21 protein-coding genes are annotated in these 25720 nt (G+C 24.4%); 18 read left to right on the plus strand and 3 right to left on the minus strand.

All coding sequences use genetic code 11. The features are described from left to right. Positions 1-39 precede the first annotated feature (39 nt). From CPEL_RS04865 to CPEL_RS04945, 14 genes are all read left to right on the plus strand, one after another. Positions 40-384, plus strand: coding sequence for a hypothetical protein (locus CPEL_RS04865; protein WP_044598831.1), 345 nt, complete (start codon positions 40-42; stop codon positions 382-384). After that, positions 374-1603 (plus strand): hypothetical protein, encoded by a 1230-nt coding sequence (locus CPEL_RS09460; protein ID WP_197556447.1) that lies wholly within the window; start codon positions 374-376, stop codon positions 1601-1603. The genes CPEL_RS04865 and CPEL_RS09460 overlap by 11 nt, the downstream gene beginning before the upstream one ends. Beyond that, positions 1596-2465, plus strand: a complete 870-nt coding sequence (locus CPEL_RS04875; protein ID WP_044598832.1) for a hypothetical protein — start codon at positions 1596-1598, stop codon at positions 2463-2465. The genes CPEL_RS09460 and CPEL_RS04875 overlap by 8 nt, the downstream gene beginning before the upstream one ends. Then, positions 2458-4881, plus strand: coding sequence for a hypothetical protein (locus CPEL_RS09125; RefSeq protein WP_148308772.1), 2424 nt, complete (start codon positions 2458-2460; stop codon positions 4879-4881). Before CPEL_RS04875 ends, CPEL_RS09125 begins: the two co-directional genes overlap by 8 nt. Positions 4882-4956: 75 nt before the next feature. Next, complete coding sequence (locus tag CPEL_RS08995; RefSeq protein ID WP_044598833.1) at positions 4957-5781, plus strand: hypothetical protein; 825 nt, start codon at positions 4957-4959, stop codon at positions 5779-5781. Beyond that, positions 5768-7390, plus strand: a complete 1623-nt coding sequence (locus CPEL_RS09400) for a hypothetical protein (protein ID WP_167332815.1) — start codon at positions 5768-5770, stop codon at positions 7388-7390. The genes CPEL_RS08995 and CPEL_RS09400 overlap by 14 nt, the downstream gene beginning before the upstream one ends. After that, complete coding sequence (locus tag CPEL_RS04900) at positions 7383-8264, plus strand: hypothetical protein (protein ID WP_044598834.1); 882 nt, start codon at positions 7383-7385, stop codon at positions 8262-8264. Before CPEL_RS09400 ends, CPEL_RS04900 begins: the two co-directional genes overlap by 8 nt. An 83-nt stretch (positions 8265-8347) precedes the next feature. Then, positions 8348-9067, plus strand: coding sequence for a hypothetical protein (locus CPEL_RS08755; protein WP_232088162.1), 720 nt, complete (start codon positions 8348-8350; stop codon positions 9065-9067). Between the two features lie 84 nt (positions 9068-9151). Then, positions 9152-9484 carry a hypothetical protein gene (locus CPEL_RS04910; protein WP_167332817.1) on the plus strand — a complete coding sequence of 111 codons (333 nt, stop codon included), beginning with the start codon at positions 9152-9154 and terminating at the stop codon, positions 9482-9484. Positions 9485-9487: 3 nt separating this feature from the next. Further along, the gene (locus tag CPEL_RS04915) at positions 9488-10564 is read left to right on the plus strand and encodes a hypothetical protein (RefSeq protein WP_044598835.1); all 1077 of its coding nucleotides are present in this window, start codon (positions 9488-9490) and stop codon (positions 10562-10564) included. A 2-nt stretch (positions 10565-10566) separates the two neighbouring features. Further along, a complete protein-coding gene (locus tag CPEL_RS09405; protein ID WP_167332818.1) occupies positions 10567-13083 on the plus strand; it encodes a hypothetical protein in 2517 nt (838 codons plus the stop codon). Positions 13084-13158: 75 nt separating this feature from the next. Beyond that, positions 13159-13989 (plus strand): Abi family protein, encoded by an 831-nt coding sequence (locus tag CPEL_RS09000; RefSeq protein WP_044598836.1) that lies wholly within the window; start codon positions 13159-13161, stop codon positions 13987-13989. 2782 nt (positions 13990-16771) lie between these two features. After that, a complete protein-coding gene (locus CPEL_RS09760) occupies positions 16772-17971 on the plus strand; it encodes a hypothetical protein (protein WP_044599560.1) in 1200 nt (399 codons plus the stop codon). Further along, entirely contained in the window at positions 17968-19290 is a 1323-nt protein-coding gene (locus tag CPEL_RS04945; RefSeq protein ID WP_044598837.1) for a hypothetical protein, read from the plus strand. Before CPEL_RS09760 ends, CPEL_RS04945 begins: the two co-directional genes overlap by 4 nt. A 2-nt stretch (positions 19291-19292) precedes the next feature. Here the strand turns inward: CPEL_RS04945 and icmH are convergent, their stop codons facing one another. The 3 genes from icmH to tssJ are packed head-to-tail and all read right to left on the minus strand — an operon-like array spanning position 19293 to position 21928. Beyond that, positions 19293-20063 carry a type IVB secretion system protein IcmH/DotU gene (gene icmH, locus CPEL_RS04950; RefSeq protein ID WP_044598838.1) on the minus strand — a complete coding sequence of 257 codons (771 nt, stop codon included), beginning with the start codon at positions 20061-20063 and terminating at the stop codon, positions 19293-19295. A gap of 8 nt (positions 20064-20071) precedes the next feature. Further along, positions 20072-21472: a type VI secretion system baseplate subunit TssK gene (tssK, locus tag CPEL_RS04955; protein WP_044598839.1), complete on the minus strand. Its 1401-nt coding sequence runs from the start codon at positions 21470-21472 to the stop codon at positions 20072-20074. Positions 21473-21487: 15 nt separating this feature from the next. Then, a complete protein-coding gene (gene tssJ, locus CPEL_RS04960) occupies positions 21488-21928 on the minus strand; it encodes a type VI secretion system lipoprotein TssJ (RefSeq protein WP_044598840.1) in 441 nt (146 codons plus the stop codon). A 94-nt stretch (positions 21929-22022) separates the two neighbouring features. Here tssJ and CPEL_RS04965 point away from each other — a divergent pair, with 94 nt between their 5' ends. From CPEL_RS04965 to CPEL_RS04980, 4 genes are all read left to right on the plus strand, one after another. Further along, complete coding sequence (locus CPEL_RS04965) at positions 22023-23297, plus strand: TssA family type VI secretion system protein (RefSeq protein WP_044598841.1); 1275 nt, start codon at positions 22023-22025, stop codon at positions 23295-23297. A 73-nt stretch (positions 23298-23370) separates the two neighbouring features. Then, positions 23371-23856 carry a type VI secretion system contractile sheath small subunit gene (gene tssB, locus CPEL_RS04970; RefSeq protein ID WP_039626294.1) on the plus strand — a complete coding sequence of 162 codons (486 nt, stop codon included), beginning with the start codon at positions 23371-23373 and terminating at the stop codon, positions 23854-23856. A gap of 12 nt (positions 23857-23868) precedes the next feature. Continuing rightward, entirely contained in the window at positions 23869-25323 is a 1455-nt protein-coding gene (tssC, locus tag CPEL_RS04975; RefSeq protein ID WP_044598842.1) for a type VI secretion system contractile sheath large subunit, read from the plus strand. Positions 25324-25326: 3 nt separating this feature from the next. Next, positions 25327-25719: a GPW/gp25 family protein gene (locus CPEL_RS04980; protein ID WP_044598843.1), complete on the plus strand. Its 393-nt coding sequence runs from the start codon at positions 25327-25329 to the stop codon at positions 25717-25719. The last annotated feature ends 1 nt before the right edge of the window (position 25720 follow it).

Here is a 25720-nt window from a genome sequence, read left to right on the forward strand (position 1 = left end):
AATTTTAAAGATAATTTTTAAATTATATAGGAAAAATAAATGTCTATTTATAAAGAATGTGAAGTTTGTAAAACAAAAATCAATAAATTACAAAATATTTGGAATATATTCTCAGGCAAATTAGAAATAAAATGCAAAAATTGTAAAAGTAAATATGGTGTTTCTAGTAAGATTATAAACTGGATATATGATACTTTTATATATTTATTGCTTATTCCAGATAGTATGCTTTTAATTATAATATTTTTTGGTGGATATTTTTTTGTCAAATATGGATTATTAGTAGTGCTTTACTTATTAGCAATTATCCTTCTTGTTAGAAAACTAATAAATATTGTTTTACTTCTTCTTTGTAAATTAAAAAGGCTAGAAAATGAGAGATAAAGGATTAATGGAACATCTTAAGGATATTAAAGATGGTATTGCAGATTGTTATATAGGACTTTATGATTTTGGAGATTTTTTAGCTAGAATTTCAGGTTTTAGAGATTGGCAAGAAAAAAGTGTTATTTTAGATGATTTTCATAAAAGGCAGACACTAGAAGAATTAGACTTTTTAAAAGATATTGTTAAAAATGAAACTTCTAGAAATATTATACTAGAATATTTAATAAAAGATATCAATGAAAGACCTTTGTATTATTTAGCACCATCAGGAATTTTAACAACAATTAAAAAAATAACCAAAACAAAAAAACTATTCATAATAAACATAACTTCTTTAGGAGGAAAAGCAACATCCACCGCCCACTCTCTCTACCCCTACTACAAAAACATACAAAATTCCTTTACTCCTTTATGTTCTATAGATGATAAAAATAGTAATTTGTTAAAAGAATTTAATTTTGATAGTTTTTCTTGTAATTTTTACAATAATAATATTTTCAATCAAAGTCTTAAATATTTAGATAATATACAAGATGAAAAAGAATATATCAATGAGTATAAAATATTTTTAGAAAATCTTAATCACTTTAATCAAGAATATAATAATTATAAACTTATGTCTATACAAGTAATCAATAATTTAAAAATAGCCTATATACAAAAACTATCTTTAGAAGATATCAACAACATCAACATTAATTCAAAACCCTATTTATTAAAAGCTTTATATTTTTGTGAAGATTATGTTTTATATGATAAAGATAAGCAAGCTTTATTTGATGAAAACACAATAAAAGAATTAGAATTTAACTCTAGCTTTTATACTATCTTTATCTCTCATAAAAACAAACTAAATGATACTTATTTAAATGCAAGAAAAGAACTTTATAAAAGTATTGATGAATTTAAAAAACTTGGTTTTAAAGATTTAGAACATGCTTATCAAACTTATATGAGCTCTTTTATTGTCAATGAAGAATTAAATAACAAAGATAAAACAATCAATAAAAATGAAAATAAAGAAATAAATAAAAACTTAAATCAAAAAAGTGATACAAAAGAAAGTATAAATTTCAAAGAACTTTCTTTAAATTCAAATCAAGAAAACAATACAAAAGAAAATACAAGTAGTATAAAAGAACAAGGTTTTAATCTTTTGTTTGATAAGATTATAATACAAAACAATATTATTTTTAAAGGTAAAAAAAGTGCTTAAAATATTAAAAAGAGTTTCTACTATAGTTTTTATTGTATTAGTTTTTATCATAATTGTTAGTAATGCTTATAACTTCATCCAAGAAGCTTTACAATTTAAAGAAGCTAATGAAAGCAAAGCAAGAGAAAATTTTAGTGCTTTAATCAAATGGAGTGAAAACGAAAGCAAAGAAGAATTAATATATGCTAAGAATTTAAACAAAGAAAACTATAATCAAGAAAAAGTTACGCAAATGATTATTAAAAATCTTAAGATGATACAAGCTAGTATTGAAGATGTAAGAACTTTAACCTCTTATTATCCTACAGAAGAAGATGTTGAGCTTATGAGACAAGCTGGGCATGTTATTTTAAACTCAAATACTGATATTATACTTTATCTTTTATATAACGAAAGAAATATCACAAATCATAAAACTTATTTTTTATTTGATAAGGAAAGATTTAAAGTTTTTGAAGATTTTTTATTTTTTTTAAATACTTATCTAGAAGAGGATTTTTTACAAAAAGATATTCATAAGTTTGATAGCTTTGATATAATTAGAATTGGAATATATGCTAATGTTCTAATCACCTATAATCGTGGATTTACTGATATGTATTTGAGTGAATTTCCTCAAGATATTTGTGATTTAAATACCCCTAAAACTATGACAATTTTAAATGGTATGAGTCAAATTAACACTGCTACTGACAAAGTTTTATTGTTTTTAAATAAAGAATTAAAAATACACACTGATAGTCATTTAAAAATGCAATTAGAAAAAGCAATCTATAATTTTAAAAAACTCAGACTCGGTCAAAAACAAACTAATAAACTTAAATCCATACAAACCAAACTAAAAGAATGCACAAATGAATGAAATAGAACTTAACACTCAAAATAAAACCTTAAACGAAACAGAAAAAGATTTGCAATTTCTTTTAAAAGATGCAGGTGTAGATGAAATAGGAGAAAAACTACTTAAAGAAGTAGAAGATGTAAATAAAACGGAAAATTTTATGCATCAAAATGAAGTTCAAACCGTGAAAGGTGCTACTGGAACAAGTATAAATTTATTTGATTTTGCAAAGCAAATTTTCAAAAATCTCGAACCCTACCTACTCCCTTTTAAAATCATCATAAAAAGAGCAGATAATACCCTTAGTGGAATTGATGCTTTAATAGAATATCAAAAAACAAAAGATGGTTTAAAAGTTTCTGTAAAAATTGGTTCTGAAATTATTGCTTCACAAATTTTTACAATAGGAATACCGATAATAAGCACAGCAGCCATTACAACTTATAGTGCAATAGCAATTACAAGTAGCACCTTGTTAGGTGTTTTAGCAGCCATTAGTATTGTTGGCACTGGTATGATAATTCTTTGGTGGATTAATTCTAAAATAGAAGATTGGTTAAAAGATAGTGGTATTTCTTTTATTGATTTTATAAGAGAATATGAAACTCATTTAAGTTCTGAAGAAAAATATTATTATAACTTAGCACATTGTCATCAAACACAAATTAAAAATATGCAAAGAATTCAATTATATTATGATGGTAAGATTTCAAAAGATTTAAAAAATTATTACTATCCTTTTTATGATGTTAAAAAAACGCCATCTTTACTTAATGAAAAAAGCTTACTCAAAAGCATATCAAAAGATTATAAAGCATTAAAACTAAAAGATACAATAGATAACATCCACATTAACTCAGAATTTTATCTATTAAAAGCTTTATATTTTTGTGAAAGTTTTACAAGTTTTAATCAAAACAATCAAGCCTTATTTAACGAAGAAAAATTTCCTTATCATTCTAGCTTTTATACTATATTCTTATTGCACAAAGATAAAATCACAAATACTTATTTAAATGCAAGAAAAGAACTTTATAAAAGCGTTATAGAATTTAATTATTCTCAAAATAAAACCTTACTTGAGAATTTAGAGAAAAACGACACCAAAGAAGATTCTAAGCTATTACGCTTTTATAATCTTTCTTTTAGCCACTTCATCTTAGAAAACAAAGATAAAAATAAAAAGCTTATATTTTTTGACAATGCTTCATCTATGTCAAATCTTTTACATCTTTATGAGAACAATTGTGATATATTTGTTAAAGATGAGTCATTAATCGATATAGCTTTATTAGAACAAAACTATAATCTAGATTTTAATAAACTAAAAACAAGAGTATTTTTTTATGAAAAACTTCTTTTAGGCGCAAAGGAAGATGAAATTTTTTCTTTCAATGATGAAAAAATAAATTATTATCTTAAATATGATGAGAATAATTTATATGCTTTCAAAGATTTAAACATTACTTATGATTATTATCATTGTAAGATTAAAAACTATGTTTTAGCTAAAAATAGTTTAAATATAAAATTAGAACCTAAAAAGATAAGCAAGGACTATGCTTATGATGATTTAAACCATCAAGATCTAAATTTAACCCACAATAACACTAACATTATAAACAACACTGCTACTTCAAATTACATCAGCCTTATCATACAAGATGAACATGGCAAGGCTATTGATAATGCTAACATTAGTATAAAAGGGTATGATCATGAAAAACTAATCAAGCAAAGCGTATTGAGATTAAAAACTAATAAAGAAGGTAAAATAAGATTTGATAGAGAAAAAGACTTTAGTAGTTGTCATAGTTTTAAAGTTAGATTAAAAGATAATAAAGCTTATTTAGCCAAACCCTTACAAGATAGCAAAAGAATATTTAATAATTATATCAATCATAAAATAGGACTTATACTTAGGTTTAAAAATAAAGATTATTTTAAATATGATGGTTTTTATTTATATCATTTTAAAGGAAAAGATTTAATAGCTTCTTATATGGCAAGAAGTGGAGTAGCTAAAGCTGATAATTTAAAACCATCAAATAAACAAATTGCTTTTAGTTTTTATCAAGATATAAAAGATAAAACTACCAAGAAAAAAGCATATTTTTACTATGATGATGAAAGTATTAAAGATAAATTTGGAAGCTTACCTGAAGGAAAGTATTATTTTAAAATCAATGAGATTAATTACAACAAACAACCTGATTTTTTAAAAGATTATCCTTTTAGCATAGGTAAGACTTGGGGAAAGTATTGTGTTAGATTATACACAGATAAAGAATGCTCTAAAAGTTTTAAAGAAATAGAAATTTCAAATCCAAATAATGAAAAAGAAAAAAGCAAGAATAAAGAAAGTATGAGTAAGGGGGATTTGTACAACAATGCTATAATAAACAATACTAACCTTAAAGGTAAAAAAATTGCTTAAAATATTAAAAAACTTTCATTGTAATTTTTACAAAAAATATATAAAAAACTATTTTTAGAATATCAAGGAATATAAATGAAAAAACCTTTTTATAAACTTAAAAGATTTTATATACCCTGTATTATATTAATCATAATACTTGCCGTGCTTGCAAAATTACTTTATTCTCCTTTATATACGATTTATTGGGGAATATATCATCATCCTAAGGCTCAATTAAATTTTAAAAATTTTGAAAAAATGACTTTAAATCCAAGTCCTAAAGATATGATTAAAATTGTAGATGATTATCAGCCTAAACTAGAAGACTTTAAAGATTTAAATACAAAAATGCAAAAGGCTATTTTTGATTTTAAGGTGGCTAAATTATTTGGATTTGAGGATAGGTATTGCCAAAATTTTATTCAAAGCAACATTGATATTTTTATCTTTCTACATGGTAGAGAGCAAACCTATTTTAATTATCTTAATTTCATAAGCGATTTAAACTCAAATGAAAAACAAAAATACCTAAACTTAAGAGCCTCTACTAAAGATTTAGAAAAACAAATTTTTAAAGAAAAACTTAAATTTATAAAGCACTATGAAGAATTTTATGATTATTTAGATAGCATAGGCTATTTGGATAAGGGAGCTTGGTATAAAGCTATGGCTCTTTACTCAAAAGTATCAATTCAAGGAATGTTTTTACTTTACAACACCCAATTATGTTCTTTTAAAGACAAATTGACAATATTCAAACAAGTGAAAGAAAGTTATAATACACTTAAAAAATTAGATACACTAGAATTTTCTAATGAAGAAATAAATAAAAAGTGGAAAAGTAATCATAAAGCAATAATAATCTTTATAGGTAATTATTTAAACAAAATCCAAAAGGCCTTAGATGAATGCAAATGAAAATAATATTAGTGTTCATAATGAAAACAATACCACTATTAACATTAAAGAAAGTATAAAAGAAGCCCTAAGAGAAGGACAAGAAATTGTAGAGAATAGTAGAGATGCAACCGGAGAAATAAGCAATACCTCTCATTTTTTAGGCAATATATTCAACCTTTCCCCCAACTCTCCCACTAAAGAAACCCTACAACCTTATATTCAAAAAGTTCAAGTTATTACAGATAAAGTGGATAACAAACTAAAAATTACTGAATATACCTTAGAGTATATTAACAATGGCGATATAACTAAAGTTTTAGTAAAACTAGGAGAAGAAGTTATACAAGATTTTGTTTTAAAAAAAGGCTTAGATATTTCTAAAGAAATAGCACTTATCTTGTTTAGAGGAAAAATTATTTTTGGTATAATTATTTTTGCTGGAGGAAGTGTTATATCTTACTATTTTTCTGAAAACATTAAAGAATTAGCAAAAAAACTGCTAATAAATACTCAAGATTTGCTTAATAAAATCGGAGATAAAATTAAACCTCCTGTTGTATGCCCTAGTAATTCTATAACACCTAATGGTCAATGTATTGATCATCCAAATGATTTTTTTCAAAAACTAATCAATCCTTTCTCCCTCTTCACTCCACGCCCCTACCCTAGCTATTCAAAACAATACAAACTTGCTCTAGCAAAGAAAAAAGAACTTATAACTAAAACAAGTATAGCTTCTACAACTTACAATTTTATAGATGAAAAATATTTAAAAAACATACAAGATTTAAAAGAACAAGAAAAAATCATTGAACAAGAAGAGCAAAAATATCAATTGGATTTAAAACTTTATAAAGAAGATAATAGAATAAAAAATGAAATTTTTAATTCTTTATTTAAATCTTTAAATGAAAAGCTAAGCTTTCAATTAAAACAAGAAAGAAATACTTTTTTAAACTCCAATCAAAGCTTAAGTATTATTGCTAATAAACAATACCTACTAAAGACTTTAAACTTGCAAGATATCAACAACATCAACATTGATTCAAAACCCTATTTATTAAAAGCTTTATATTTTTGTGAAGATTATGTTTTATATGATAAAGATAAGCAAGCTTTATTTGATGAAAACACAATAAAAGAATTAGAATTTAACTCTAGTTTTTATACTATCTTTATCTCTCATAAAAACAAACTAAATGATACTTACTTAAATGCAAGAAAAGAACTTTATAAAAGTATTGATGAATTTAAAAGACTTGGTTTTAAAGATTTAGAACATGCTTATCAAACTTATATGAGTTCTTTTATTATCAATGAAGAATTAAATAACAAAGATAAAACAATCAATAAAAATGAAAATAAAGAAATAAATAAAAACTTAAATCAAAAAAGTAATACAAAAGAAAGTATAAATTTCAAAGAACTTTCTTTAAATTTAAAACAAGAAAACAATACAAAAGAAAATACAGACACTATAATAAAAAATACAAATTTTAACAATGAAACTTCTTTAAAAACAAAACAAAGCAATACCATTATAGATGATATAAAAGAAGATTTTAAGATTGTATCTAATAATGCTATAATAAATAATACTAACTTTAAAGGTAAAAAAATTGCTTAAAATATCAAAAAGAATTTCTATTATAGTTTTTATTGTATTAGTTTTTATTATAATTGTTAGTAATGCTTATAACTTTATCCAAGAAGCTTTACAATTTAAAGAAGCTAATGAAAATAAAGCAAGAGAAAATCTTAGTGCTTTAATCAAATGGAGTGAAAACGAAGGTAAGGAAGAATTAGAATATGCTAAGAATTTAAGCAAAGAAAACTATAATCAAGAAAAAGTTACACAAATGATTATTAAAAATCTTAAGATGATACAAGCTAGTATTGAAGATGTAAGAACTTTAACCTCTTACTATCCTACAGAAGAAGATGTTGAGCTTATAAGACAAGCTGGGCATGTTACAACAAATTCAAATACTGATATTATACTTTATCTTTTATACAATGAAAGAAATATCACAAATCATAAAACTTATTTTTTATTTGATAAGGAAAGATTTAAAGTTTTTGAAGATTTTTTATTTTTTCTAAATACTCGTTTAGAAGAGGATTTTTTACAAAAAGATATTCATAAGTTTGATAGCTTTGATGTAGTTAGAATCGGAACGTATGTTAGCGACCTAATTGGCTATAATAGTGGATTTACTAGTATGTATTTGAGTGAATTTTTACAAGATTATATTTGTGATTTAAATACCCCTAAAACTATGACAATTTTAAATGGTATGAGCAAAATTGATTTTACTTCTAATAGAATTTTATTATTTTTTAATAAAGAATTAGAAAAATATGCTTATACTGATGATAATAATTTAATAAAAAACCTTCAAAAATTGATCTATATTTTTAAGAAATTCAGACTCGATCAAAAACAAACTAATAAACTTAAATCCATACAATCTAAACTAAAAGAATGCACAAATGAATGAGATAAAACTTAACACTCAAAATAAAACCTTAAACGAAACAAAAAAAGACACAAAAACTATTTTTAGAATATCAAGGAATATAAATGAAAAAACCTTTTTATAAACTTAAAAAATTTTATATACCCTGCGGTTTGCTTATAGCTTTGATTATTTTTATAAGCTTAGCTTATCACCCTTTAGAGCTTATCTTTTGGGATAAGTATTATTATGAAAAAGAAAATCAAATTAGAAAAGAGATATCTAAATTATTCTGGAGCAACGAAGAAGAATTTAAAAAAGTTTTTGTAGGACAAAACTTAAATCAAGAATTAAAACTTAATCAAAAAGAATTATTAAATTATATGCATAATTTTAAAAAAGATTTTAAATTTATGCAAATTTTAGGTTTAGACAATGCTTATTTGGTAGCTCTTAAAAATAAGGATGTATTATTTACTTTACAAATGCAAAATAGTCTTAATTATTTTTATTTTATTTCCAATAGCACTGATTTAAAAGAAATTAATAATTATTTAAATGTTGCGGATGAGTTGCTTGTCTTTATGAGTGAAATTGAAAAATTATCATCTAAGTATAATCCAGGTAAAATAATGTTTGAAATTAATTTTATGACTTATAATATCTTGTTTTTTGGTTTTACTTTAGATATAAATCTTATGTGTTCTATACCTCAAAAAGAACAGTTATTAGAAAATATGATTAATTCTTATAAAAAAATGAATTTATTGTATGATATAAATTTAAAAACCGAATATCAAGAATTATACGAAACAATATATGGCGCTAAAAACCTAATCGTCTAATAAATTTTGCTAAAGGAAGATTAAATGCATGCCAAAAATAATTTAAATTTTAAAGATAATTTTTAAATTATATAGGAAAAATAAATGTCTATTTATAAAGAATGTGAAGTTTGTAAAACAAAAATCAATAAATTACAAAATATTTGGAATATATTCTCAGGCAAATTAGAAATAAAATGTAAAAATTGTAAAAATAAATATGGTGTTTCTAATAAAGTTATAGATTGGGTGTATAGTATTTTTTGTGAAAACTTATTACTCTTTCCACCAATTGTATTTTTAAATTTCATATATTTAGGTAGATATTTTTCAAAATATGGATTATTTGAAATGATATGTTATTTATCAATAATCATTCTTTTTAGTAGAAAACTAATAAATATTGTTTTACTTCTTCTTTGCAAATTAAAAGGCTAGAAAATGAGAGATAAAATTTTAAAAAGGGTATTAAAATTATGTTTTTTTACATTTTTTATTTACAACACCGCTTATGCTTTGTGTACTGATGAGTTGAGCGATGAGGATTTAAAATTTATACAAAATACAAATTTAAATCAAGTTAATTTTAAATGTAATATAAACAATCAGACATACTATTACAACAATCTTACTCGAAAAGAATATTTACAAAACTTAGAAGAACTTAAGGCGATTTATTTTAATCTGAACAAAGAAGAATTAAAAACACTAAGCTATGTCATCTATCTTAATGAAGCACTTTTTTATCTAAAACTTGATTTGAATTTTTTAAAAATTTTTTTTTCTGTACAAAAAAACGATATTTCAAACCTTGAAAACTTAAGAAAATCTCATTATAAGCAAATAGAAAATATCCTAACATTAAATCAGAAAAAAGAATTACAAAACTTTTTTGTTTTAGCAGATCAAATTTTACATAAAAACGAAATTGCAAAAGATTATATTGATATTTCTTCCAATCTTATAGAGCAAAGCAAACTAGAAAATAAAGAAATTTTAAAGTATATTGAAAATTCAAATAAAGATATCTTCTCTCTTAAAAATATCAATCAATTAATCTTTCTTTATAATACAAATTTACTTATAAATGAAGCTAAAAATTATCCACAAAGATTAGCTCTTGCTTATGATAAAAATGAAGCATTAAAACTTTTAGAAACACTTTTAAAAACAATGAATAAAATTTCAAATAAAGAAGATAAACTCGTGCTTTTGCAAAATGCTTTAATTACTTACGATAAAGCAATATCAAGCTTAAATATTGATTTACCATTGAATGAACAAAAATATAAAAAAATAATCAAAAGAAAAGAATATATTATTTTAATGGGACGATTTTTTCAAAGCGATGCGTTTACTTATTTTAACACCAATCTAAAAAGAAAATTTGATTTTAAAGATGATTTTATTCAAATTTTTCCAAAAAGAACGAGTGAAATTTTAAAACTCATTGCAATTTACAATCAAACAAAAAAAACTTTAATGCTTACAAAAGAAGCTTTAAAATATAAGGAATAAATATGTCAGATAAAGATGACTTAATAATACCCGAAGAGATTAGACAAGCTTGGAATGAAATAGAACCTATTTTAGATTATGGAAATACTATTTTAGAAACTTTCAATTCTTGCGGATTAATTTGCAAAAAAATTCCTATTACTGGCGATATTATCAATTTTATTTTGGTTTGGGATGAAGAAAAAAGCGTAAGCAAAGCTATAGCTAATTTAGGAATAGATAGAATGGCTGATTTAACAATTATCATCTCCACCATTATGGATTTAGGAATGACACTTGATAACATAAAAAATATTGAAAACTCTAGAGAAGAAGCAAAAAAATTTACTTTTAATTTAATTGACTCCTTTACAAGTAATAAAACTTACAAATCCACCGCCTACTCTCTCTACCCCTACTACAAAAACATACAAAATTCCTTTACTCCTTTATGTTCTATAGATGATAAAAATAGTAATTTGTTAAAAGAATTTAATTTTGATAGTTTTTCTTGTAATTTTTACAATAATAATATTTTCAATCAAAGTCTTAAATATTTAGATAATATACAAGATGAAAAAGAATATATCAATGAGTATAAAATATTTTTAGAAAATCTTAATCACTTTAATCAAGAATATAATAATTATAAACTTATGTCTATACAAGTAATCAATAATTTAAAAATAGCCTATATACAAAAACTATCTTTAGAAGATATCAACAACATTAACATCGATTCAAAACCCTATTTATTAAAAGCTTTATATTTTTGTGAAGATTATGTTTTATATGATAAAGATAAGCAAGCTTTATTTGATGAAAACACAATAAAAGAATTAGAATTTAACTCTAGTTTTTATACTATCTTTATCTCTCATAAAAACAAACTAAATGATACTTACTTAAATGCAAGAAAAGAACTTTATAAAAGTATTGATGAGTTTAAAAGACTTGGTTTTAAAGATTTAGAAAATGCTTATCAAACTTATATGAGCTCTTTTATTATCAATGAAGAATTAAATAACATAGATAAAACAATCAATAAAAATGAAAATAAAGAAATAAATAAAAACTTAAATCAAGATGAAAATTCAAATCAAGAAAACAATACAAAAGAAAATACAAGCACTATAATAAAAAACACAAATTTTAACAATGAAACTTCTTTAAAAACAAAACAAAGAAATACCATTGCAGAAGATACAAAAGAAGATTTTAATCTTATATCTTATCACCTTAAAAATCTAAGCCACTTCATCTTAGAAAACAAAGATAAAAATAAAAAGCTTATATTTTTTGACAATGCTTCATCTATGTCAAATCTTTTACATCTTTATGAGAACAATTGTGATATATTTGTTAAAGATGAGTCATTAATCGATATAGCTTTATTAGAACAAAACTATAATCTAGATTTTAATAAACTAAAAACAAGAGTATTTTTTTATGAAAAACTTCTTTTAGGCGCAAAGGAAGATGAAATTTTTTCTTTCAATGATGAAAAAATAAATTATTATCTTAAATATGATGAGAATAATTTATATGCTTTCAAAGATTTAAACATTACTTATGATTATTATCATTGTAAGATTAAAAACTATGTTTTAGCTAAAAATAGTTTAAATATAAAATTAGAACCTAAAAAGATAAGCAAGCGCTATGCTTATGATGATTTAAACCATCAAGATCTAAATTTAACCCACAATAACACTAGCATTATAAACAACACTGCTACTTCAAATTACATCAGCCTTATCATACAAGATGAACATGGCAAGGCTATTGATAATGCTAGCATTAGTATAAAAGGGTATGATCATGAAAAACTAATCAAGCAAAGCGTATTGAGATTAAAAACTAATAAAGAAGGTAAAATAAGATTTGATAGAGAAAAAGACTTTAGTAATTGTCATAGTTTTAAAGTTAGATTAGAAGATAATAAAGCTTATTTAGCCAAACCCTTACAAGATAGCAAAAGAATATTTAATAATTATATTAATCATAAAATAGGACTTATACTTAGGTTTAAAAATAAAGATTATTTTAAATATGATGGTTTTTATTTATATCATTTTAAAGGAAAAGATTTAATAGCTTCTTATATAGCAAGAAGTGGAGTAGCTAAAGCTGATAATTTAAAACCATCAAATAAACAAATTGCTTTTAGTTTTTATCAAGATATAAAAGATAAAACTACCAAGAAAAAAGCATATTTTTACTATGATGATGAAAGTATTAAAGATAAATTTGGAAGCTTACCTGAAGGAAAGTATTATTTTAAAATCAATGAGATTAATTACAACAAACAACCTGATTTTTTAAAAGATTATCCTTTTAGCATAGGTAAGACTTGGGGAAAGTATTGTGTTAGATTATACACAGATAAAGAATGCTCTAAAAGTTTTAAAGAAATAGAAATTTCAAATCCAAATAATGAAAAAGAAAAAAGCAAGAATAAAGAAAGTATGAGTAAGGGGGATTTGTACAACAATGCTATAATAAACAATACTAACCTTAAAGGTAAAAAAATTGCTTAAAATATTAAAAAACTTTCATTGTAATTTTTACAAAAAATATATAAAAAACTATTTTTAGAATATCAAGGAATATAAATGAAAAAACCTTTTTATAAACTTAAAAGATTTTATATACCCTGTATTATATTAATCATAATACTTGCCGTGCTTGCAAAATTACTTTATTCTCCTTTATATACGATTTATTGGGGAATGTATCATTTTCCTAAAAAAGAACAAGAATTTAGAATTTTTGAAAAAATGACTTTAAATCCAAGTCCTAAAGATATGATTAAAATTGTAGATGATTATCAGCCTAAACTAGAAGACTTTAGAGATTTAAATACAAAAATGCAAAAGGCTATTTTTGATTTTAAGGTGGCTAAATTATTTGGATTTGAGGATAGGTACTTTGAAGTTTCTCTTAAAAGCTACATTAGTCTTTTCATTTTTCTACATGGCAAAGAACATACTTATTTTAATTATCTTAATTTCATAAGCGATTTAAATTCAAATGAGAAACAAAAATACCTAAACTTAAGAGCCTCTACTAAAGATTTAGAAAAACAAATTTTTGAAGAAAAACTTAAATTTATAAAGCACTATGAAGAATTTTATGATTATTTAGATAGCATAGGCTATTTGAATAAGGGTTCTTGGTATAAAACTATGGCAATCTATCCAAAAATAACAATTCGAGGTCTTCTTTTATTTCATAACAATCAATTGTGTTCTTCTAAGGATACAAATTTCATATTTCAAAACATGAAAGAAAACTATAATATATTTAATAATTTAGATCCAAATAGCTCAAAACTTCTCGATAAGACACTCGGAAAAGAATGGAAAGATTACCGCAAAAATGTATCAATCTTTATAGAAGATACAATAAACAAAATCCAAAAGGCCTTAGATGAATGCAAATGAAAATAATATTAGTGTTCATAATGAAAACAATACCACTATTAACATTAAAGAAAGTATAAAAGAAGCTCTAAGAGAAGGACAAGAAATTGTAGAGAATAGTAGAGAAGTCAATGGATTGTTTAATAATAGTGTAAATATATCCGACAAAACAATATCTTTCTCCCCTAACTCTCCCACTAAAGAAACCCTACAACCTTATATTCAAAAAGTTCAAGTTATTACAGATAAAGTGGATAGCAAACTAAAAATTACTGAATATACCTTAGAGTATATTAACAATGGTGATATAACTAAAGTTTTAGTAAAATTAGGAGAAGAAGTTATACAAGATTTTGTTTTAAAAAAAGGCTTAGATATTTCCAAAGAAATAGCACTTATCTTGTTTAGAGGAAAAATTATTTTTGGTATAATTATTTTTGCTGGAGGAAGTGTTATATCTTACTATTTTTCTGAAAACATTAAAGAATTAGCAAAAAAACTGCTAATAAATACTCAAGATTTGCTTAATAAAATCGCAGATAAAATTAAACCTCCTGTTGTATGCCCTAGTAATTCTATAACACCTAATGGTCAATGTATTGATCATCCAAATGATTTTTTTCAAAAACTAATCAATCCTTTCTCCCTCTTCACTCCACGCCCCTACCCTAGCCATTCAAAACAATACAAACTTGCTCTAGCAAAGAAAAAAGAACTTATAACTAAAACAAGTATAGCTTCTACAACTTACAATTTTATAGATGAAAAATATTTAAAAAACATACAAGATTTAAAAGAACAAGAAAAAATCATTGAACAAGAAGAACAAAAATATCAATTGGATTTAAAACTTTATAAAGAAGATAATAGAATAAAAAATGAAATTTTTAATTCTTTATTTAAATCTTTAAATGAAAAGCTAAGCTTTCAATTAAAACAAGAAAGAAATACTTTTTTAAACTCCAATCAAAGCTTAAGTATTATTGCTAATAAACAATACCTACTAAAGACTTTAAACTTGCAAGATATCAACAACATCAACATTGATTCAAAACCCTATCTATTAAAAGCTTTATATTTTTGTGAAGATTATGTTTTATATGATAAAGATAAGCAAGCTTTATTTGATGAAAACACAATAAAAGAATTAGAATTTAACTCTAGTTTTTATACTATCTTTATCTCTCATAAAAACAAACTAAATGATACTTATTTAAATGCAAGAAAAGAACTTTATAAAAGTATTGATGAGTTTAAAAGACTTGGTTTTAAAGATTTAGAACATGCTTATCAAACTTATATGAGTTCTTTTATTATCAATGAAGAATTAAATAGTAAAGATAAAACAATAAACAAAAATGAAAATAAAGAAATAAATAAAAACTTAAATCAAAAAAGTGATACAAAAGAAGATTTTAAGATTGTATCTTATCACCTTAAAAACCTAAGCCACTTCATCTTAGAAAACAAAGATAAAAATAAAAAGCTTATATTTTTTGACAATGCTTCATCTATGTCAAATCTTTTACATCTTTATGAGAACAATTGTGATATATTTGTTAAAGATGAGTCATTAATCGATATAGCTTTATTAGAACAAAACTATAATCTAGATTTTAATAAACTAAAAACAAGAGTATTTTTTTATGAAAAACTTCTTTTAGGCGCAAAGGAAGATGAAATTTTTTCTTTCAATGATGAAAAAATAAATTATTATCTTAAATATGATGAGAATAATTTATATGCTTTCAAAGATTTAAACATTACTTATGATTATTATCATTGTAAGATTAAAAACTATGTTTTAGCTAAAAATAGTTTAAATATAAAATTAGAACCTAAAAAGATAAGCAAGCACTATGCTTATGATGATTTAAACCATCAAGATCTAAATTTAACCCACAATAACACTAGCATTATAAACAACACTGCTACTTCAAATTACATCAGCCTTATCATACAAGATGAACATGGCAAGGCTATTGATAATGCTAGCATTAGTATAAAAGGGTATGATCATGAAAAACTAATCAAGCAAAGCGTATTGAGATTAAAAACTAATAAAGAAGGTAAAATAAGATTTGATAGAGAAAAAGACTTTAGTAATTGTCATAGTTTTAAAGTTAGATTAGAAGATAATAAAGCTTATTTAGCCAAACCCTTACAAGATAGCAAAAGAATATTTAATAATTATATCAATCATAAAATAGGACTTATACTTAGGTTTAAAAATAAAGATTATTTTAAATATGATGGTTTTTATTTATATCATTTTAAAGGAAAAGATTTAATAGCTTCTTATATAGCAAGAAGTGGAGTAGCTAAAGCTGATAATTTAAAACCATCAAATAAACAAATTGCTTTTAGTTTTTATCAAGATATAAAAGATAAAACTACCAAGAAAAAAGCATATTTTTACTATGATGATGAAAGTATTAAAGATAAATTTGGAAGCTTACCTGAAGGAAAGTATTATTTTAAAATCAATGAGATTAATTACAACAAACAACCTGATTTTTTAAAAGATTACCCTTTTAGCATAGGTAAGACTTGGGGAAAGTATTGTGTTAGATTATACACAGATAAAGAATGCTCTAAAAGTTTTAAAGAAATAGAAATTTCAAATCCAAATAATGAAAAAGAAAAAAGCAAGAATAAAGAAAGTATGAGTAAGGGGGATTTGTATCTTTATAACATTAATGAAAAGGGAGAATTTGGCAGCAATGGCAGCATAGGAATAGTTAATGGAGTATTGTTTGAAGATTTATTAAAGCATTTAAGTTATATTGTAAATGAAGAAGAATTGCTTTGCGAATTAGAAGTTAAATACCCTCAAAGACTAAACAATAAAATTGTATTTACAAGTAATAATATAGATTTAAATACCTCTTTTGCACCTGGGACTTATATAAGCTTACAACTAGAAAAAGAAAGCGATGAAAAACTAAAATGGGCTTTTGTAGAATGTGAAAGCAAAGAAAAATTAGACTTGCTATTACATGATTGTAACGGCTATATTGATGAAAAAAATCTTAAGGTATTGTTTGAAAATGATGATTTGATTTATAATGAAAGCTATGAAGATAATGTTTTATCTTTTTGCTTACCTATAAGTAGAAGCAATGAGCCTAAAGAAGACATACAAGATTATAAATACTATATAGTTTTATTTGCTTATAGCAGTGAAAAAACTATACCTAATTTAGAAGATCATTATATCATCATAGATATGAGCTTTAGAGTGGGAGTTGGAGATGATGATAGTGTAAGAGAGGGGGTGCTTGGGGGTAAAATACCAAGCGATACTAAATACTTAAAACAATGGCTCGATTTGAATTTAATAGCAAATTTTAATGACGCTTATAATTTTTTATTATCTACATTTTTGTGTATAGATCAATTTTCAATTGAAAAATTAAAAACCTACCCTCAACTTGCTGGAAAAATTGCTTATATTTATTATAGGTTTGATTTAGCGAAAATATATTTTCAAGTCAAATCAACAAAGAATATGCAAATAAAATATGGGGATTATTTTCAAGATATAATTTACTATGAAAATACAATTAAAAAGACAATACAAAAACACAACTATAATTCCAATAAAAATTATCCTATTGCGTATTGGGAAAAATTAATTGAAGAAATCTACAATCAATTTAAATTAAATATAAAAACAGAATTTATCTCATCAGATGATAGTAGTTTATTTGGTTTTTATAATCAAGACAAAGCTATTATTGAAATCAATATAAACAATATAGAAAATACAGAGGAAATATTAAAAACTATTATACACGAAATACGACACGCATACATGCATCAAAAAAAACCAAATAATGATGTCTTGCAACACTATATTTATTATAGCAATCAATATATTTATTTTAATAAAACAGATCAAAAATTTGGAAATAAAACAATACCGGATGTTTATTTTTTTCAGCCAAGCGAAGCAGAAGCTAGAGCAATAGAAGAAAGTATCATCAAGGAGTTAAGATGAGATACAAGAAACCAGATACAAAAAAACACGAACAATTTTTACAAACTAGAAAAGAACCAAATGCACTTTATCTAGGTGTAAATACTAATATAAAATGTTTTAATAATATATGCCCTAGCGAAAAAAATTATTGGTATTTTTTCAACCATATTGATTTAGAAAATAAAATCCACATTACATATAATCCCAAATTTGGCATTTATTTAGGTAAAATCATATTTAACAAAAAAGGCAATAAACTCCTACCAAAATACATACCTACAAGTATTGAAAATTTAGAAGAAGAGGTTAAGAAAATAAAGAATCCTCTATGGATAGCTGAAAAAAATAATGATTATGTTGAACCTGAAGCGATTTTTTTTGAAGATAATATTCTTGGTAAAAAAATAAAAACAACTAGAGGCAATTACCATATAACAAACCCAAAAAACCTAGAATACCAATGTAAAATAGAAAAAAATACAATTATACTAAATCAAGAACAAATCGTATCTTATGTAAAAGAAATTCATAGTGAAAATGTAAGAATAATTCAAGGCTATATAGACCAAATTTATAAAGATAATGGCATGAAACCTTATGCGTTTGATGATGAATTTTATGAAGAATTGGGTAATTTAGGAATAATCACTCAAAGACAAGTAGAAGGTTTTAAAAATAATCGTTTAATTAAGAAAAATTCCTTATTGCTTACTATGTTAGATTATTTGGCTGGGCAAGATAGAAAAAGTAAAGATTATTTGATTACTTTTGATGATGAGTATTTTTATGATTATTTTGTTTTTAGCTTAGGCGGTTTTATATTAAAACTTTCTCAAGGTATGCTTCAAAATGAAATCAACTCTCTTTTTAATCCTGCAGCTTATATAGCTGATACAAAAATAAATTATATAAATTTAAATGATGAATTAAGCAAAAAATACGAAAAAGAAATATTTAATATGGGATTTGAAAAACAAGGTAGTTATTTTGTGGACTATTTTGATTATAATTTTAATTATAATGGGTTTTTTGAGATTAATCTAGATGATTATTTTCCAAATATTTTGCATTCAAAAACTATAAACAGATTAAAATATAATGATGAAATAAAATTTGGAATCAAATATAAATATAATTTTATTAACACACCTAATATTCAATACACTAAAAAAAACAACCAAAAGGATGAGTTCTACACTCCCTCTACTCTAGGCAAATACTATTTTCAAATAAGCAGATACCACGAAGAAGTTTTCTTTGAACTTTTAAAACCATATTATCCTAGTATAAAAAATCTCCCTAAAGGATGGAGTAAAGAAATGATTGAAAAAATGTAATCTTATATTTTTTCTATATTCTTAATCAAACTGCTAATATTAGAATCGATTTTAATATTATGAGTTTGCAAATCAAAAATTGCAAAAATGAAAAAACCTAAAATACATCCAATAGGTATAACAACTAACGCAAATTTCATAAATCTGCGTTGAAAATACTGCCAAAATTTTTCCCTATTAGCTCCATTATAAGCCTTATCAAAAGCTGTCTCATCTGTTAAATTTATAAGAGGAGTTAAAGCCGATGCTATATTGTTACAAAAATAAATAATTTTTTCCTCAACATCTTTTTCATGAGAATATTTTCCTCTATATCCTAAAATCAAGCAAACATATATGAATTCCAAAAAATCCTTGTTTTTGGATGGATTAGACAACCAAGAAAGCGCTATATCGTAAAAATTATCACCACCTAGAGTCTCATCAAATAACCTCACGGTTAAAGTATGATTTGCCCAAGAGCTATTAATAAATAAATCATTTTTCATTAGACTTTCATCTACAAATACACATAAACAATATCTTAATTTTATAATATCTTTCTCATCATACTCTTTAAAAGTACTTAATCTTGAACTCCAAACCAATATTTCATTTACAAGCTTTTCTTTTAAATTCTCTATATAAGCAGCATCCAAAGAATGAACCTTAGATAATCTATAAACAAGTAAAAGAATTTCCAAGCAATTATCAACAACTTTATTGATTTCTAAACCTTTTAAATCACTTTCTAAAAGTAAAGATCCTTCTTTAAAATGTGATTCTTTTTGCATATTACTCCTTAAAATACAGCCCACATTTTTATATCAGGGTTTTTTATATTTGTTGTTAGATATAAACTTATAACATTTTCGCCCTTAAAGTATTTAAACAGCTCATCTTTTTTGTCTAACTTGTAATAAATATAACCATTTAAATAAGGTATAGAAGATGGAATATTTGAAATTTGCTCTATGTTTATCCCTCGTAATTGTGTTGTTACTATACTTTTTATCCTACTTTGAGTATGAATTTTACTTTGAGTTTTAAAATTATATAATAAATACTCATGATTAACATCAGCACTAATAGCTAAAAATAATTCGCCCTCTTCAATAACCGTAGGATTGTCAAACAACAAATCATAAAATCCATTGTTATTATCAATTACTTGAGCCATAGTATATTTTGGAGAAGTTATTTTTGCAAATAAAACTCTCAGTTGATTAGTAAGTGGTAAAAAAGTGTTAGTCAAGTCATCATGATTGTATACTATAAAATCAGAAAAGGAGCTTTCAGTACCAAAAGCACTAAGATCTCCTTGAAAATCAACTAATTTTTCATATAAATTTTCAGGATGTATTTTATCTTTATTGATTATATATGAAAAAATAAAATACCATTTTTTTAAAAGATTAAGCGATAAATAAGTACTAAAATCCAAGGTGTTTTTAGTTTGATCTATACCCTTAAATACTTCAGTGAGTATTTCTTTATGCTGTTTAATTGAATGCGAAATTTCTTCTAAAAATGATTTAATATACGAAGATTTATTTAAATCTAAACAAGTGGGTATAAAACTTTCATCTAACTCTATTTTTTTATTTAAATCAATATTTTTGATTTTTGCTATAGGAATTTCAAGTTCATCTGGAGTTTTACTACCTAAAAAGCCCAATTTCAATCTTAAACTAGCTAAAGTAATGCTTATTTTTTCTTGAGAGAAAGTAATATTATCATTCTCATATTCATCTTCCAAATCAGTATGTTTAAAAACATCATTAGTATTATCATCATATATTCTTGAAGCTACAACACTTCTTAAACTAATGTATTTTGAATTAGGTATATTATTGTGTAAAGATATATCTGCTATAGAGGATAAACCCATAGGAATTTTAATAACAATAATAGAATTTACCAAAGAATCATAATTAACTTCCAAAGGCTCTGGAAGCTCATCTTGTTCTGGTGCATTAAAAATGCTACCATCTTTAGCAATTCCAGAAATTCTTTTAAGTGCTATTTTTCCTTGCATTAACATTTCATTGGAAAATTCTAAATCAATTATTCCATATAAATTATTGAAAGTTGAAATTGTTTTAAGATTAATATTTCTTTCAAAATATCGTTCTTGTTGCTCAAAATGAATTTTATCAATATTTAGCCCATTAAACCAAGCTACTTTTAGCTTATCCGCCATTATATTTTCCTTAGATTAAATATGTCTAACACCATCTTTTGTTATTTCAAATTTTAATGTTTTTTTAGTTCCAAAACCATTAGCATCATCTGTTTTTGCCCAAATTTTTGTTACCTTTTTAGTATTATTTGCAAATAAAACCAAAATACCAATATACGGCACTTCTTCATCTATAACTTTAAAAGCAATAATATTATCTTTAGGGGCAATTTGTAGTCTAATCGAGTCAATTTTATCTCTACCGAGTATAGCATCCTCTCTATTAATCAGCTCTAAATCACTAGCCTTTATAAATTTATTTACATCTTTTAGTTGATACACAATAACAGTCAAAGGAACATCATCATTTCTACTATTTAAATTAGAATTTTTTATATTATCAATCTTTACACTTACAACACTAGAGCAAGAACTTAAAAACAACCCCATGAGCAACATAACAAAAATTTTTCTCATTCCCATCCTTAAAAAAATACTTAAATAAATAACACTATAATTTTATTTTTTATTATAATTAAAAAAACTTTCAATAGTGCTTAGGAGATAAAAAATGATTTTCTGTGATCATTATGAAGAAAATTTAGAAAACTTAGAGATATTTCATTTACTTGAAGAAGAGATGACAAAATACAAAACATTAAATCATGAAAAAATACAATGGGATAAGGTATATGAATACTCATTAGATATTTTACAAAACAACTCGATGGATATGAAAATTTTCGCTTACTTTTCTTTATCATGTTTAGCATTAAATAACGAAGAGTGTTTTAAAATATTTTTAGAAATAATAATTTTTACAGAAAAATTATTTCGAGAAAAACCTGAAAATATAAGTAAAACATCTTCTATACTATTAAATCAAAAAAAGAAATACAAACAAATTGTTGAAAATTTTATTAATGAATTTAATAAAAATTCACCAAAATGCTCACAAGTCACAGCTAAAAGTTTAAATGAATATTTTGAAAAATTACACGAAATTTTAAATTGTAATTTTGCAAAATTAAACATTAAAGAAGAAATAACTCAAACTAAACAATCACCTCTTAAATCTCCAGTGACACAAGTAAATATCGATATAAAAAACACAAAATTATCTAATCTTAGCGATAGAGAATACAGAACATTATTAAATAATCTAGCAATAGAATTACTAGAAAATAACATTGAAAATACTAATGCTTATTCATTGTTTGCAGAAGCAGCTTGGGGAAGATTAAAAACCCTTCCACCGCATTCAGATTTTGTCACTAAAGTAAGATATCCTGATAGAAATTTAATAAAATTACTATTAGATAAAAATACGAATGAGTTAGATCAAATAAAATGTTTTATCAATAACCTTTCACTTAACCCTTTCTGGATAGAAGGATTTAAACTATTTTGTGATTTTTTACATCATCATCAAAAAGAACACTCCTTGAAAATTTTAAATTTACTAACTTGTAATTTTATTCTCAAATTCAAAGATATTACCAAGTTAAGATTTGACAACGGCGAATTAATGTGTAAAGAAGATACATTTAATTATTTTGTAAAACAAAATCAAGAAACTAATAAAAAAACACACACCACATCCGATAAAAATAAAAAAGTAGAGCAATTACTCATTGAAATAAACAATGAAAATTATAATAATTCTTTATTTTGTAATATAAATTCTTTAATAGCCATGGCACAAGTTTTTGAAACAAACAATATGAAAAATAATGCAAAAATTATATACTTACAACTAGTTGAACTTATGGAAAAAACCTTATTAAAGGATTACTTAAGTGATGAGTATAATTATGCAAAAAACAAAACTAATAAAAAAATATAAACTTAGTTATTCTTTATTTAGTTTTATGTATAATTTAAAAAATAAATTTTAATTCAAAAAATAAGGAAGTAAAATGTCTGATGGATCAAGTGCACCAAAAGAACGCATAAATATAACCTACAAGGCAAAAACAAACGGGCAAAATGCAGAGATAGAATTACCTTTAAAACTTATGATAATGGCTAATTTAACAGGTAAAAATGAACAAAATTTAGAAGATAGAGAAATTGTGTCTATCAACAAAATAAATTTTAATCAAGTTATGCAAAAACTAGACATCAAAACCCAATTTAATGTTAAAAATACTTTGGGTGGAGGCGCTGAAGAATTAGATATCAACCTAAAAATATCTAGTATGAAAGATTTTTCGCCTGATAATATAGTGCAACAAGTGCCAGAGTTAAATAAACTAATGCGCCTTAGAGAAGCATTAATGGCTCTAAAAGGACCCATGGGTAATATTCCAAATTTTAGAAAAGCTGTTTTAGATGCTCTAAAAAATGAAAAAACCAAAGAGCAGTTGCTTTTAGAAATCAAAAAAGAAAATAACGAAGAATAAAGGAAACATAATATGTCAAAAGATAAAGTAATTGATACTCCAATTATTGAAAGTATTATGGAAAAAAGCAAATATGCTAGAAATGATGAAAGCTATAGTATAGCAAAAAGAGGAGTAGCCGAATTTATTTCCGCAATAGTTGAAAGCGATAACATAGAAGATAAAATCAACAAATTTGCACTTGATGAAATGATTGCCCATATCGATGATTTATTATCAAAACAAATGGATGAGATTTTACATAATGAAGAATTTCAAAAATTAGAATCGACTTGGAGAGGACTTTTCTTCTTAGTAGAAAGAACTGATTTTAATGAAAATATTAAAATTAATCTTTTTGATATTACAAAGGAAGAAGTTTTAGAAGATTTCGAAAATAATCCAGACATCACCCAAAGTGTTGTTTATAAAAATATTTATTCTTCAGAATATGGACAATTTGGTGGAGAACCAGTTGGTGCTATAATTGGTGATTACCAACTAAGCACTACAAGTCCAGATATGACTTTTTTAAATAAAATGTCAAGCATAGCAGCAATGAGTCATTCTCCATTTTTAACTTCTTTAGGACCTAAATTTTTTGGTTTAGAAAATTATTCAGAATTAGCTAATATTCAGGATTTACAAAGTCTTCTCGAGGGTCCACAATACACAAGATGGAGAACTTTTAGAGAAAATGAAGATTCTAAATACACAGGATTAATGGTTACGAGGTTTTTGACAAGATCGCCTTATGATAGTGAAGAAAATCCCATCAAAAGCTTTAATTACAAAGAAAATGTTCATGCATCTCACAATCATCTATTATGGGGAAATTCAGCATATGCTTTCGCAACAAGATTAACAGAAAGTTTTGCTAAATACAGGTGGTGTGGTAGTATCATAGGACCAAAAAGCGGTGGAAGCGTAAAAGATCTTCCTACTTATTTTTATGAAAATTTTGGAAACTTAAAAGCTAAAATTCCTACTGAAGTTTTGATTACAGATAGAAGAGAATATGAACTTGCAGAAAATGGGTTTATAACTTTAACTCTAAGAAGAGACACCAATAATGCAGCATTTTTTTCAGCAAATTCTGCTTTAAAACCTAAAATATTTCCAAACACACCAGAAGGAAAAGAGGCTGAAACAAATTACCGCTTAGGCACTCAATTGCCTTATGTATTTTTAATTTCAAGATTAGCACATTATCTAAAAGTACTACAAAGAGAAGAAATTGGAAGCTGGAAGGAAAGAAGTGATATTGAAAATGGTTTAAACGAATGGGTTAGACAATATATTTCAGATCAAGAAAATCCACCAGCAGAGGTTAGAAGTAGAAGACCTTTTAGAGGGGCTCAAGTAAAAGTGGATAATATACCAGGGGAGCCTGGATGGTATAAGATTGGGTTGAGTGTTCGTCCTCACTTTAAATATATGGGTGGAAATTTTGAACTATCTTTAGTAGGTAAATTGGATAAAGAATAATAAATGTCTTTGTTGGATAAAATTATTCATTCATTGGATGAGCAATATCAAAATATCCCTTTTTATCAAAATGAATTTCAAGAAATAAAAAATAATATACAAGTTTTGCTTAATGCAAAACTTGATGACTGCTTAAGTGTTGAAGATTTTGGATTATCTAGTATGGAAAATCTAAATTTAAGCTCGACAGAACTTTGCTTGAACATGGCAAAAGAAATTCATAAACTCATAAGTAAATACGAAAAAAGAATTATAATTAATTCTATCACATATAATGATTCTTTAAAACCTTGGCAACTTTCATTTTTACTAAAATGTGTTTTTTGTAATGATAATTTTAAAGAATTTGCAATTGAAATTATATTTAAAAATAATCGATATTGCGAGGTTATCTAAA

Source organism: Campylobacter peloridis LMG 23910 (assembly GCF_000816785.1).
Taxonomy (GTDB): Bacteria; Campylobacterota; Campylobacteria; order Campylobacterales; family Campylobacteraceae; genus Campylobacter_D; species Campylobacter_D peloridis.